Annotated in this window: 10 protein-coding genes; 7 read left to right on the top strand and 3 right to left on the bottom strand. The window is 68.9% G+C overall.

Features of this window, described 5'->3' with window-relative positions; translation table 11 throughout:
* The first annotated feature begins 43 nt into the window (after positions 1–43).
* Entirely contained in the window at positions 44–535 is a 492-nt protein-coding gene (locus QFZ47_RS09775; RefSeq protein WP_307655455.1) for a MarR family winged helix-turn-helix transcriptional regulator, read from the top strand.
* Positions 532–1,581, top strand: a complete 1,050-nt coding sequence (locus tag QFZ47_RS09770) for an FUSC family protein (protein WP_307655454.1) — start codon at positions 532–534, stop codon at positions 1,579–1,581. Before QFZ47_RS09775 ends, QFZ47_RS09770 begins: the two co-directional genes overlap by 4 nt.
* Before the next feature lie 6 nt (positions 1,582–1,587).
* Here the strand turns inward: QFZ47_RS09770 and rocF are convergent, their stop codons facing one another.
* Entirely contained in the window at positions 1,588–2,511 is a 924-nt protein-coding gene (gene rocF / locus QFZ47_RS09765) for an arginase (protein WP_307655453.1), read from the bottom strand.
* Entirely contained in the window at positions 2,508–4,604 is a 2,097-nt protein-coding gene (locus QFZ47_RS09760; RefSeq protein WP_370880631.1) for a prolyl oligopeptidase family serine peptidase, read from the bottom strand. The genes rocF and QFZ47_RS09760 overlap by 4 nt, the downstream gene beginning before the upstream one ends.
* Before the next feature lie 156 nt (positions 4,605–4,760).
* On the opposite strand from QFZ47_RS09760, the gene QFZ47_RS09755 reads away from it, so the two are divergent.
* The 5 genes from QFZ47_RS09755 to QFZ47_RS09735 all read left to right on the top strand — a co-directional run bounded on the left by QFZ47_RS09755 (position 4,761) and on the right by QFZ47_RS09735 (position 9,294).
* On the top strand, positions 4,761–6,455 hold the full coding sequence (locus QFZ47_RS09755) for a WS/DGAT/MGAT family O-acyltransferase (RefSeq protein WP_307655451.1): 1,695 nt from the start codon (positions 4,761–4,763) through the stop codon (positions 6,453–6,455).
* 140 nt (positions 6,456–6,595) lie between these two features.
* On the top strand, positions 6,596–7,159 hold the full coding sequence (locus QFZ47_RS09750) for a hypothetical protein (RefSeq protein WP_307655450.1): 564 nt from the start codon (positions 6,596–6,598) through the stop codon (positions 7,157–7,159).
* Between the two features lie 17 nt (positions 7,160–7,176).
* Positions 7,177–7,707 (top strand): phasin family protein, encoded by a 531-nt coding sequence (locus QFZ47_RS09745; protein ID WP_307655449.1) that lies wholly within the window; start codon positions 7,177–7,179, stop codon positions 7,705–7,707.
* A 47-nt stretch (positions 7,708–7,754) separates the two neighbouring features.
* Positions 7,755–8,390 (top strand): TetR/AcrR family transcriptional regulator, encoded by a 636-nt coding sequence (locus QFZ47_RS09740; protein WP_307655448.1) that lies wholly within the window; start codon positions 7,755–7,757, stop codon positions 8,388–8,390.
* Positions 8,391–8,475: 85 nt separating this feature from the next.
* Positions 8,476–9,294 carry an esterase/lipase family protein gene (locus QFZ47_RS09735; RefSeq protein ID WP_307655447.1) on the top strand — a complete coding sequence of 273 codons (819 nt, stop codon included), beginning with the start codon at positions 8,476–8,478 and terminating at the stop codon, positions 9,292–9,294.
* Here the strand turns inward: QFZ47_RS09735 and QFZ47_RS09730 are convergent.
* Positions 9,264–12,488 carry a bifunctional cytochrome P450/NADPH--P450 reductase gene (locus QFZ47_RS09730; protein WP_307655446.1) on the bottom strand — a complete coding sequence of 1,075 codons (3,225 nt, stop codon included), beginning with the start codon at positions 12,486–12,488 and terminating at the stop codon, positions 9,264–9,266. The genes QFZ47_RS09735 and QFZ47_RS09730 overlap by 31 nt on opposite strands.
* Between the last annotated feature and the right edge of the window lie 276 nt (positions 12,489–12,764).

Genomic DNA, 12,764 nt, shown 5'->3' with positions numbered 1-12,764 from the left:
TGCGCCGCGCCGCCAGATAGCAAGACATGTCTTACAATCTGGCATGGCTTCCAAGATCGATTCTCCTGACGCGGCGCAGTGCGCCTCGCATGTCCGCACCGCGGTGTCGCAGCTGTCGCGCCAGCTGCGCAGCGGCGCGGCCGCGCCCGACGGCCCGAGCGTAGCCAAGCTCAGCGTGCTGGGCCAGCTGCACCGGCACGGGCCGTGCACGCCCACCGCGCTCGCGGGGCATGAACGCGTCAAGCTGCAGTCGCTGACCCGGCTGCTGGCCGAACTCGAAACCGAGGGCTGGATCGGGCGCGCGCCGCATGTCACCGACGGGCGCCAGTGGGTGCTGTCGCTCACGCCCGAGGGCCTGCGCCGGCTCAAGGCGCTGATGCGCTCGCGCGAGGCCGCATTGGCCCGCGCCATCGGCGCCACGCTGAGCGCCGAGCAGCGCGCGCTGCTGCTGCAGGCCTGCGGGTTGCTCGACCGCATTGCCGGCGCGCTCGAAGGCGGCGGCGAGCCCTCGGCGGGCGCGGCCCGGCCGCGATGATGATGCCCACGGCACCGGCCCTGCGGCGCATCGGCAGCTTCTGGCGCGAGGGCCGCTGGCGCGCGGGCGCACAGCTGGCGGCCGCGGTGGCGCTGGCATGGGGGGTGGCGGTGGCGATGCGGCTGCCCGAAAGCTTCTGGGCCGTGATGAGCGTGCTGATCGTCATGCGCCCGAGCGCCGGCGCCACGCTCGACGCCGGCTGGGAGCGCGTGCGCGGCACGGCCGCCGGCGCGCTCTGCGGACTCGCGGGGGTCTACCTGCAGCACCTGGGCGCGCCAGTGCTCGCGACCACGCTGGCCACCGTCATGCTGCTGGCTTTCGCCGGCGCTGCGCTGCCGGGCTTGCGCAGTGCGCCCGTGGCCGCGCTGATCGTCCTTTCGGCCAGCGCCATTCCCGGCCACTCGGCGCTCGAGGTGGCGCTGCTGCGCATGCTGCAGATCGGCATCGGGGTGGGGGTGGCGCTGGCGGTTTCCGTCGTCGCGTCGGAGTACCGCGCGGGTCCGCGTTTCGATGCGGGTTGTGCCGCATTGCTGCGCGGTATGGCAAAGCGTCTTTTGGCGCTGGGGAGCGGCGGTGCTGCCGGGCCGCCAGCCGAAACCGAGGCCGAGCGCGTGAATGCCGCGGCGCGCGCGGCGCTCGCCCGCCTGGCGGTGCTCGCGGGCAGTGCCGACCTGGAAGCCCGCTGGCGGCGCCGCGGCGCTGCCGTGCCGGCGGCGCAGTCCTGCCGCAGCAAGGCGCGGCTCGCGGCGCGGATCTTCCAGGACGCCACCGTGCTTGAACGCATGTTCCGCCGGGCGCCGGCTGCCGATCCCGTGTGGCAGGACACCGCGCGGACCGCGGCCGCCGCGCTCGCCGCCATGGCCGATGCGCTCGATGGCAAGGGCGCGCCCGATCTCGCGAAGCTTGCGCAGATCGCAAGGCGGCATGAGGTGCCGGGCGATTCGTCCGCCTTGCTGCTGGCGGCGCCGGTGTGCCTGCTGTTCGAAGACCTGCAGCGCATGCAGCGCTGCGTGGCCGCGGCCGCGGCCACAGCATCCGCGGCCTGAGGCCGCTCAGCGCACCAGCGTCGACTTGCCGAACAGGCTCTCGATCAGCTCCACCGCCACTTCGGCGGTCTGGTTGCGCACGTCGAGCGCCGGATTCAGCTCCACCACGTCGACCGAGCCGAGGCGGCGGGTGTCGGCGACCATTTCCATGCACAGCTGCATCTCGCGGTAGGTGGGGCCGCCGCGCACGCCGGTGCCCACGCCGGGCGCGATGCCGGGGTCGAGGCAGTCGAGGTCGAAGCTCACGTGCAGGTGGGTGTCTTCGTCCACGTCCTGCAGCGCCTCGGTCATGGTGGTGCGCATGCCGTGCTCGTCGATGTGGCGCATGTCGAACACATGCAGGCCCAGCGTGCGGATGGCGTCCTTCTCGTCCTCGTCGACGCTGCGGATGCCGATGAAGCGGATGGCGTCGTGCTCCAGTGCGGCGCGCTCGCCGCTCCAGCCGGTGAGCGCCGCGGGCCCGTGGCCCAGCAGGCAGGACACGGGCATGCCGTGCAGGTTGCCGCTCGGGCTGGTGGTTTCGGTGTTGACGTCGGAGTGCGCGTCGAGCCACAGCACGCGCAGCTTCTTGCCCCGCTTGCGCGCATGCCAGGCCACGGCGCTGATCGAGCCGATGGCCAGGCAATGGTCGCCGCCCATCATGAGCGGCACGTGGCCGGTGCCCAGGGCGGTGTCGACGGCGGCGTAGACGGAGCGGTTCCAGGCAATCACTTCATCGAGATGGCGCAGGCCGTTGGCCGGCGCGGTCCAGGGGGTGGCGGGGCCCGCGAGGTTGCCGCGGTCGATGACAGTAAAGCCCTGCCGCGCGAGCGCCTCCGGGAGCCCGGCCACGCGCAGCGCATCGGGGCCCATGCCGGCGCCGCGCACGCTGGCGCCGATGTCGGTGGGCGCGCCGATCAGTTCGAGGGTGGTGCCGTTGCCGTTGCTCATGTCGATGTTCGTCCGATGTGCTTCCACAGATAGGCATAGCCGAGGGCGTCCATGAAGGCGGCTTCCTTGTTGTCCGTGGCCGCGCTGTGGCCGCCTTCGATGTTCTCGTAGAAGCTGCTGTCGTAGCCCATGGCGGCCAGCTTCGCATGCATCTTGCGCGCATGCACCGGCCCCACGCGGTCGTCGCGCGTCGATGTGGTGAAGAGCGCCGGCGGATAGGGCTGCCCGGGCTTGGCGTTCTCGTAGGGCGAGAAGGCCTGGATCCAGGCCCATTCCTCCGGTTGCTCGGGGTCGCCGTATTCGGCAATCCACGAGGCGCCGGCCGACAGGTGGGTATAGCGCTTCATGTCGAGCAGCGCCACCTCGCTCACGACGGCGCCGTAGAGCCCGGGATGGAGCGTGAGCATGTTGCCCATCAGCAGCCCGCCGTTGCTGCCGCCCATGGCGCCCAGGTGCCGCGGCGAGGTGATGTTGCGCGCGACGAGGTGCTCCGAAACCGCGGCGAAGTCTTCGCAGGTGCGCAGGCGGTTGTGTTGCAGCGCGGCCTGGTGCCAGCGCGGCCCGTACTCGCCGCCGCCGCGGATGTTGGCGACCACGTAGACGCCGCCCTGCTCGAGCCAGGCGCGGCCGATGGCGCCGCTGTAGCTGGGCTGCAGCGAGATCTCGAAACCGCCATAGGCGTATTGCAGTGTGGGGTTGCGGCCGTCGGCCTGCAGGCTCTTGGGCGCGATCTCGAAGTAGGGCACGCGCGTGCCGTCCTTCGAGGTGGCGAAATGCTGGCTCACGCGATAGCCGGAGGCGTCGAAGAAGGCGGGGCTGTCCTTCAGCGGTTCGGGTTCGCCCTGGCCGATGGTGCCGATGTAAAGCGTGGTCGGCTGCAGGAAGCCGCTGACGGTCAGAAAATAGTCGTCGTTCTCGTCTTCGTCGATGCCGCCGGCCTCGATGGTCGAGAGCTCGGGCGCGCCGCCCAGGCTCTCGCGCTTCCATTCCTTGGCGCCGGCCTGCGGCGTGAGCACTTCGAGCCGGTTCACCACGTCGTGCATCACGTTGAGGATCAGGTGGTGGCGGGTCCACGAATAGTCGTCGAGCGCGGTGGTGTCGTCGGGCTCGAACAGCACGGTGATCTCGCGCTGGCCGGCCATGTAGTCGTCGAAGCGCGCCGCCAGCAGCGAGCCCGGCTGGTAGGTGGCGCCGCCCACGGTCCAGGGGCTGCGCGGCTCGACCAGCATCCACTCGCGCGTGACCTCGGCGCTGGCATCGTCGGGCACGTCGATCTTCACCAGCCGGCCGTCGCTCGTGCGCAGCCAGGTCTCGCTGTCGTAGAAGTCCATCTGGCGCGAGACAAAGTCACGCTCGAAGCCCGGCGTGTTGTCGCGCCAGGCGCTGACCGTCATGTCGTCCTCGCCGCCTTCGTAGACCATGGCCGCGCTCGCAAGCGGTGTGCCGCGCTTCCATTCCTTGACGATGCGCGGATAGCTCGAACTGGTCATCGAGCCGGGGCCGAAATCGGTGGCCACGTAGAGGTGGTCGATGTCCTTCCATGCCACGTTGCTCTTGGCCTCGGGCAATGTGAAGCCGCTGGCGACGAACTGCTTGAGCTCGAGGTCGAACTCGCGCACCACGTTCGCGTCGGCGCCGCCGCGCGAGAGCGAGATCAGGCAGCGCTTGTAGCCGGGCTGCAGGCAATCGGCGCCGTGCCAGACCCAGTTCTCCTTGTCGGCCTCGGCCAGCGCGTCGAGGTCGAGCACGGTTTCCCAGTCGGGCTGGGGCTTGCGGTATTCGGCCAGCGTGGTGCGCCGCCACAGGCCCTTGGGGTTCTTCTTGTCGCGCCAGAAGTTGTAGAACAGCGGGCCGATCTTGCGCACCATCGGGATGCGGGCCTCGGAGTCGAGCACTTCGAGGATGCCCTGCTCCATGCGCTCGAAGGCGGGCGACTGCGCGTAGCGCTGCACGGTCTTCGCGTTGTGCTCGCGCGCCCATGCGAGCTGTTCGGCGCCGTCGATGTCTTCGAGCCACTGGTGCTCGTCGGGCTGCGTGGAAGAGGTGGTGGATGTCATGGGCGCAGTGTACGAAGCCGGCGTGAAGAAAGGCATGCCGCCGGCAGGGTCGGCCAAAGCTATTGAATTCATAGCGCACCGGGCGCGGGTCTAGTGACAAACCCGTGTTCCGCCGTTTGGCCTCGATGCGCGGGGCTCCCACGGGTATCCTGCCGGACGGACGGCGCTTGGCGCAACAAGGAGACATGACACATGAAACACCTGAGCGGTCTTGATGCCACCTTCCTGCACCTGGAAACCCCCGAGATGCCGATGCACGTGGGCTCGCTCAACGTGCTCGACCTGCCCCAGGGCTACAAGGGCGATTTCTACGAGGACGCCAAGCAGTTCATGGCCAGCCGCATTCACCTGGCCGACGTGTTCACGCGCAAGCTCGCGCTGATGCCCTTCGACATGACCAACCCGGTGTGGGTGGCCGACGAGGACATCGACCTCGACTACCACGTGCGCCACATCACGCTGCCCCGGCCCGGCACCAACCGGCAGCTGCAGCAGTACGTGGCGCGGCTGCATTCCACCTTGCTCGACCGCAGCCGTCCGATGTGGGAGTTCTTCATCATCGACGGCCTGAAGAGCGGCCAGGTGGCGCTCTACACCAAGGTGCACCATGCGGGCATCGACGGGCAGGCCGGCGTGGCGCTCGGCAAGGCCATTTTCGACCTCGAGCCCGCGGGCCGTGTGGTGAAGCCGCCGCGCGCGCGTCCGCGCAGCAGCGGCTACCAGCTGGGCATGGCCGAGCTCGCGACCGCGGCGCTGCGCAACACGGCGCAGCAGTACGTCAAGCTCTTCAAGATGGCACCGGCCATCGCGCGGGCGCTCGGCGGCCTGGCCAAGCCCGACGAGAAGGCGGCCGAGAAGAACACCGCCACCGCGCCGAAAAAGTTCAACCTGTTTGCGCCGCGCACCTCGCTCAACGTGTCGATCACCAACCAGCGCACCTTTGCGGGCCGCACCATCTCGCTGGCCGAGACCAAGCACATCGCCAAGCATTTCGGCGTGTCGCTCAACGACGTGGTGATGGCCACCGTGGCCGGCGCGCTGCGCCACTACCTGGCCGACAACAACGAGCTTCCCGCCAAGCCGCTGGTGGCCGGCGTGCCCGTGAGCCTGCGCGAAGCTGGCGACGAGACCTCCAACAACCAGGCCAGCATGATCCTCGTGAGCCTGGCCACCGACATCACCGACCCGGTGCAGCGGCTGAAGGCGATCAACGCATCGTCGACCAGCTCGAAGTCGACCATGAACCGCTTCAAGGCGGTGATCCTCGACGACTTCCCGACCTTTGCCGCGCCCTGGCTGGTGTCGGGTATCGCCTCGATGGTGGGGCGCTCGGGCCTGGTGAACCTGCTGCCGCCGGCCGCCAACGTGGCCATCTCCAACGTGGCGGGCGCGCCGTTCCCGATGTACTTTGCGGGCGCGCTGGTCACCAGCTACTACCCGGTGTCGATCGCGAGCCACGGCACTGCCCTCAACGTCACGGTGCAGAGCTACAACGGCCGCATGGACTACGGCCTCATCGCCTGCCGCCGCGCGGTGCCCGACATCACCGAGATCGGCGACTACATGCTGGCCGAGCACCAGCTGCTGCTGGGCCTGACGCAGACGCATCCCGCGGCGGCGGGCGCGGCGCCTGCCAAGGCTGCGGCTGCTCCCGAGCCGGCGCCCGCCGTGAAGGCGGCGCCCAAGCCCGCCGCTAAACCTGCCGCAGAACCCGTTGCGAAAAAGGCGGCCGCAAAGAAGCCGCCGGCAGCGAAAGCTCCCGCGGCCAAGGCACCGGCCGCCAAGACCGCCGTGAGGAAAGCGCCGGCCAAGGCAGCCGCTCCCAAGGCCGCGCCCCGCAAGCCCGCCGCGCCCGCCAAACGCGCCAGGGTGGCCGCTGCGGCATGATCGGCGGACCCTCCGCCGCGAAAATTGGGGCAGTTGGACTAGTTTTCCGACCGTTCTAGCTTTCCAGGCCTAGGCACTCTGGAAGAAGATCACTCCATCGCGAATCCCGCGACCCGACGATCAACTTCCAGGACATCCACATGAGCACCACGCAAGCTTCCTTCTCTTCCGCTGCCATCCACGTCATCGGCCAGTACAACGACGCCGGCAAGACGCTGGTGGGCGCCTACCGCGCCGGCGTTCATCGCCTGCTCGGCGGCGCTGCTTCGCGCTACAGCGAATTCCTGGGCAGCCGCCAGATTCCGCTGGTGAGCGAGCAGGTCAAGGCCAACCTGATCGGCGCGCAGGAAAAGATCAACGGCTTCCTGGCCAACCGCCTGGACATCGATACCGGCCGCATCGTCTCGGTGATGGACCGCGTGGCTGCCGGCACCGCAAGCGGCATCGAAACCGTGGCCGGCCGCGTGGCGCGCGTCGAATCGCCCGTCGTCAGCTCGGTGGTCAAGACGCTGAACGCGCTGAACCAGCCGATCGCCAACGTGTCGGTGCAGATCGCCGACAAGGTCGCTGCCGGTGCGAAACAGATCGAAGTGCGCGTGAGCGGCACCGAAGAAGCGAACAAGCCCGTGCGCAGCGTGAAGGCCAAGGCCGCCGCCGCCAAGAAGCCGGTTCGCCGCAGCACCGCCGCCCGCAAGGCGGCCTGACCCTGGAGCAACAACGCATGGCGACCCGCCTCGATCCGACGGACGATTCCAAGAAGAAGAGGGCGGCGCCTGCGAAGCCTGCAAGGAAAACTCCTGCGGCCAGGAAGGCGCCCGCAGCCGGGAAGAGGTCTGCGGCATCGAAGAAAAAAAGAACGGCTGCTGCCGCACCGGACGCCGGGCCGAGCGCAAAGGCCGGCGGTGCCGAGGGCCTGCTGCGCGCGGGCCTCAAGGTGCTCGGCAACGTGCGCGACGATGTCGCCAAGCGCCAGGCCAATGTGATCGAGGGCCTGCTGGGCATCGGCCAGGGCAAGTTCGATCCGGCGGCGGCCAAGGCCGCGGTTCCCCGTGGCTTTCCGAGCCTCGACAGCTTCGGCCTGCGCAAGTTCGAGGACGTGTTCGACCAGCGCGTGGCCACCGCCCTGCAGCGCCTGGGCATGCCCAGCGCGGAAGAAGTGCAGGCACTGCGCGAAGAAGTGATCCGGCTGCGCGAACGCCTCGCGCAACTCGAGCCCAGGAACGCCGGCCCGCGCGGCAGCGGCAAGCGCTGAGCCTCGGCCCAGCGAAGCACCGACGCACGCAGCAGCATCAGCCGGTTGTGGCCAGTTCCAACACCACGCGCGATCGCATCCTGCAGGCCAGCCTCGCGCTGTTCAACGCGCAAGGCCTGGCGGCCGTGTCCACGCACAAGATCGCGGCCGAGCTCGGCATGAGCCCGGGCAACCTGCACTATCACTTCAAGGCCAAGCAGCTGATCGTCGAATGGCTGTTCCGGCGTTTCGAGCAGCGGCTCGAAGTGCTCGACGGCTCCTCGGGTTCGATCGCCGCCATCGACGACCTCTGGCTGGCGCTGCACCTGCGCTTCGAAGCCATCGACCAGTACCGGTTCATCTATCGCGACATGGCCTTCCTGGCCGGCGAATACCCTGCGCTCGGCCAGCGCGCGCAGGCGCTCACCGCACAGAACCTGCTGGCGGCCCAGGCGCTGTGCGAAGGGCTGGTGGCCTCGGGCGTGATCGAAACCAGCGCCGAGCAGGCCCGCATCCTGGCCTTGCAGATGGTCTTCACCACCACCTGCTGGCTCTCGTTCGAACGCCTGGTGCCGGGGCGCGATGCGCTCGCGCAGGCCGACCCGGGGTTGGCGGCGTTCTACACGCTGACCTTGATTTCCCCGTATGTTTCCAGCGAATCGAGGGCTTACCTCGATTACCTGCGGGGCAAATACCTCGGATAAAGATCGCTGTTGTCCGACGGGACGGTGAAACTTCGGTTCGCCATGCTCGTCCTATAGAACAAAGAACAGCAAGGAAAGCCGCCCCATGACCTCCGCCACCCGAGACCCCATCGCGCCGCCGTCGGGCCTGCTGCTGCTGGCCGAGGCGCGCGCACTCTGGGAAACGGGCGCCGGCATCGCCATGTGGCCGCTGCTGCAGCTCGCGCCGCGCGGCGACGGCCATCCGGTGCTCGTGCTGCCTGGCCTCGTGGCGGGCGACGGCTCGACGCTGGTGCTGCGCCGCTACCTGTGCAGCCGCGGCTACGACGCGCACGGCTGGGGCCTGGGCCGCAATTTCGGCCCGCGCGAAGGCGTGGAGGACGGCATGCTCGCGCTGCTGAAGTCGCTCTCTGAAAAGAGCGGCCAGAAGGTCAGCGTGATCGGCTGGAGCCTGGGCGGCGTCTATGCGCGGCTGCTGGCATCGGCGCAGCCGGAACTGGTGCGCAACGTCATCACCCTGGGCAGCCCGTTCTCCGGCAGCCCGCGCGCCACCAACGCATGGCGCGTGTACGAGGGCGTGAGCGGCCAGAGCTCGCACGACCCGCGCCGCATGAAGTTCGTGCAGCCCACGCGCCGCCGGTGCCCACGACCTCGATCTTCAGCCGCACCGACGGCGTCGTCGCGTGGCGCTGCAGCCTCGAGAAGCCGGGGCCGCAGGCGGAAAACATCGAGGTGGTGGCGAGCCATCTGGGGCTCGGCGCGCATCCGGCGGTGCTCTATGCGGTGGCCGATCGGCTTGCGCAGCCGGAGAACGGCTGGAAGCCGTTCAACCGCGGCCTGCTGGGGCCGCTGGTCTATCCCGATCCGGGCCGCAAGGCCTGAGTTTCCGCGGGGTCAGGCTCCGGCCCAGACGTCGAGCACGTAGCGCTGCTCGGCAATCATCCTGTCCATCCACGCCGCGCCGTCGTGGCCATGCTCTCGCGCCAGGTCGGCCAGCGTGCGCCGCACGTCGGGCTCCATGCGCGAACCGTCGCCGCACACGTAGATCACCGCGCCGGCTTCGAGCAGCTTCCACACGGCCGCGCCCTGCTCGCGGATCAGGTCCTGCACATAGACCTTGCGTTCGCCGGCGCGCGAGAAGGCCGTGTGCAGCTTCATCAGGCCGCGGTGCGACCAAGCCTCGAGCTCTTCGGCATAGATGAAATCCTGCTCGGGATGCCGGCAGCCGAAGAACAGCATCGCATCGCCCAGCGCTTCCTTGCGCTCGGCCTGCGCCGCGCGCTCCTGCAGGAAGCCGCGGAACGGCGCCAGGCCGGTGCCGGGGCCGATCATGACGAGCGGGCGCTGCGCATCCTCGGGCAGGCGAAAGCCCTCGGCCGTGGTTTCGCGGATCACGCCGTGCACCGTGTCGCCCGCTTCGGCGCGCGCCAGGTAGTTGGAGCACACGCCCTCGAAGCTGCCGTTGCCCGAAAGCGCCGGCGCGCTCACCACGCCCACGGTGACGCTGCAGCGCCCCGGCGTCATCGTCGGCGACGAAGAGATCGAGTAGTAGCGCGGCGAGAGCGGCGACAGCATTTCGAGGAACACCGCGAACGGCAGCTGGCAGGCACGGTGTTCCTCGAGCAGGTCGAGCAATGACTTGCGCCTGTGCAGCACCTCGGCCTTGTAGGCTGCCTGCGAGGCTTCGTCGCTGCCCGAGAGTGCGGCGAGTTTTGGCCTGGTGGCCGGGCACTCGGTATAGGCCGCGAGCGTGGCGATCTGCTTGCGCGTGGCCACGTCCTGCAGCTCGACATAGTCGCCGAGCAGGCGGTCGACCGCCATCACCTGGTCGACCGGCAGGGCCGTCTTGCGGCCCGGATCGGCATGCAGCCGCACATGCGCGGAGCGGTCGAACCCGAAGCGCGCCATGGCGCGCTCCACCTGGGCCGGGCTGTTGCGCGGCACCACGCTCAGGTGGTCGCCGGCGCGGTAGTTCACGCCTTCGGGCAGCATCAACTCGACGTGGCGCGTGGAGCGGCCCGCTTCGCTGTAGCTGCCGGGGTTCTTCTGCAGCTCGCGGTTCTCGATCACGCGCAGCGCCACCGCGCCCAGTGCATCGACGAGCGCGTTCTTCTGCGGCGGCGGCAGTTCCTCGAGCGTGTAGAGCGGCTCGGCCTCGGCGGGCGTATCGGCGCCGGACTGGATGCCGAAGGCCTTCACCAGCTCGGGCCAGAGCGCGTCGCTCCAGTCCTGGAAGGCGCCGTCCATGTCTTCGCGCGCATCGCCCTCGCCGCGCGGATGCACGCGCGTGGCGCCGAGTGCGTCGAGCCGCTCGTCGATGCGCCGCGGCACCGCCTGGTAGGTGGCGGCCCAGTCGGTGTTGCCGCAGCCGAACACGCTGAAGCGCACGCCATTGAGCGAATCGTCGGCCTTGTCGAGCCAGCGGTGGAACTCGGCGGCGTTGTCGGGCGCCACGCCGTTGTACGAGGCGCAGACGATGGCGACGGCGCCGTTGGCCGGCAGCCGCTCGGCGTAGTCGTCGAGCGAGGCCACCTGCGTCGAGAAGCCGCGCAGCTCGCCGGCCTCGGCCAGCTGCCGCGCCAGGTCTTCGGCCGTGCCGAGGTTGGAGCCCTGCAGCACCAGCAGCGAGGTGCCGTGGCGCGCCGCCTGCGGCTTGCGCGCGGCGGGTTTCGCCGGGGTCGCTGGCGTGGCTGCTGCCGCTTCCCCGTTGCCGCGCGGCCGCGTGGCCGGGTCGCGCAGCAGCGCCTTGATCTTCAGGCCTTCCGGCTTGATCGTGAGCGCCTCCTTGATCTTGAGCTCGTAGCCCGTGTGGTCGACGAGATCGAAGCGCTGCAGGATCATGCCCAGCGTGAGCACCGCTTCCTGCAGAGCGAACTGGCGCCCGATGCAGGCGCGCTGTCCGTTGCCGAAGGGCTTGAAGGCATTGACCGGCCGCTCGCGCTCGGCTTCGCGGCTGAAGTGGTCGGGGTTGAACTGGTCGGCGTCCTCGCCCCAGATGCCCTTGTCGCGATGCAGCGCCAGCGCATGCATGATGACCATGTTGTTCTTCTTGATCGTGTACTGGCCGCCGATGGTCGTGTCTTCCTTGGCTCGCATAGAGATTGCGGGCGCGGTCGGGTACAGGCGCAGCGCCTCTTTCAGCACCTGCATCACGTACTGCAGCCGGTTGACCTGCGCATAGGTCGGCTTCTGCGAGGTGTCGGGGCCGAACACGCTGTCGACCTCGGCCTGCGCCTTGGCCAGCGCCTCGGGGTTCTTCAGCAAAAAGTAGATCGCGAACGACAGCAGGCCGCTGGTGGTCTCGTGCCCCGCGATGAGGAATTCGATGCACTCGTCGCGGATCATCTTGTCGCTGAGTTGCTCGCCGCTCTTCTTGTCGACGCCCGCGATCATGTAGCTCAGCAGGTCGGGCTTGGTGGCAATGTCGGCCCCGCCCGCGCGGCGCTCCTCGATGATGTCTTCCACCATCTTGTGCATGAAGCGGATGTCCTTGCGCTGCTGGGCGAGCTCCTTCTTGAGCATGAACTCTTCGAGCGGCAGGCCCCGGCGGTTCTGCACCGTCTCCAGCGTGCGCACCATCGCATCGACGAAGGGATGGAAGCCCTCGCGGTAGAACGAATTGAAGCGGTAGCCGAAGCCGCACAGGCCGATGGTGTCGAGCGTGAGCGCCGTCATGTCGCGCACCACGTCCACCTCTTCGTCGAAGTTCAGCCGCTCCCACTTGGTGACCAGCTGGCCTGCGATGTCCAGCATCATCGGGTGGTAGGCCTGCATCGCGCGCTGGCTGAAGTTGGCCAAGAGGATGTTGTGCGGCTTCGACCAGGTTTCCTCGTGCGTGTCCGAAGTGAAGAGCCCGTGCGATGCGGCGCGAAGCCGCCGCAGCGCACCGCGCGTGCTCTTGTCGAAGCGCGCCTCTTCGCAGAGCTCGTCGACCAGCGCGGGCGACGACACCACGATCACCGGCATGCCCGGCATGTCGAGCCAGTAGATGCCGCCGAGCTCCTGCGCGATCTTCCACATGTCGAGCACGGGGGAGTCGGACCCGATCGACAGCAGGTTGCCGACGAACGGCTTCTTGGCAGGATGCGGGATCGGATGGAGCGAGTTTTTGCCTGCCATGGGTGTCGTGCCTTTGGAGTGGACCCGCTTCGGAGATTCCGGCGTGTGACTCCGGAGTATCCCGAGGGCACCGGTGGGGGGCAGGACGGGGTTTCCCTTAGGCCCGTTCTGGGTCTTGTTCGGTGTCTTGTTCAGGGCGCGCTCCCGCCGACGGGGTACCTTTCTCCGCGAATGTCCCCCGGCCTGCGGCCTCCTCCTTTATTTCGCTGCGCAAGGCACCCCATCGACGGGAGCGTTATGCAGAGCGGTCGTTGATCAGCTGTGCACCCAGAGCGT

Source organism: Variovorax paradoxus, from assembly GCF_030815975.1.
Lineage (GTDB): Bacteria > Pseudomonadota > Gammaproteobacteria > Burkholderiales > Burkholderiaceae_C > Variovorax > Variovorax paradoxus_N.
The sequence above is the reverse complement of the archived record's forward strand: the minus strand, read 5'-3'. Positions and strand labels throughout refer to the sequence as shown.

Excerpts from the sequence above, each read along its gene's own strand:
- QFZ47_RS09735 (WP_307655447.1), top strand. The coding sequence starts at position 8,476 with ATGACCTCCGCCACCCGAGACCCCATCGCGCCGCCGTCGGGCCTGCTG.
- rocF (WP_307655453.1), bottom strand. The coding sequence starts at position 2,511 with ATGAGCAACGGCAACGGCACCACCCTCGAACTGATCGGCGCGCCCACC.
- QFZ47_RS09730 (WP_307655446.1), bottom strand. The coding sequence starts at position 12,488 with ATGGCAGGCAAAAACTCGCTCCATCCGATCCCGCATCCTGCCAAGAAG.
- QFZ47_RS09755 (WP_307655451.1), top strand. The coding sequence starts at position 4,761 with ATGAAACACCTGAGCGGTCTTGATGCCACCTTCCTGCACCTGGAAACC.
- QFZ47_RS09745 (WP_307655449.1), top strand. The coding sequence starts at position 7,177 with ATGGCGACCCGCCTCGATCCGACGGACGATTCCAAGAAGAAGAGGGCG.
- QFZ47_RS09750 (WP_307655450.1), top strand. The coding sequence starts at position 6,596 with ATGAGCACCACGCAAGCTTCCTTCTCTTCCGCTGCCATCCACGTCATC.
- QFZ47_RS09770 (WP_307655454.1), top strand. The coding sequence starts at position 532 with ATGATGATGCCCACGGCACCGGCCCTGCGGCGCATCGGCAGCTTCTGG.
- QFZ47_RS09775 (WP_307655455.1), top strand. The coding sequence starts at position 44 with ATGGCTTCCAAGATCGATTCTCCTGACGCGGCGCAGTGCGCCTCGCAT.
- QFZ47_RS09760 (WP_370880631.1), bottom strand. The coding sequence starts at position 4,604 with ATGCCTTTCTTCACGCCGGCTTCGTACACTGCGCCCATGACATCCACC.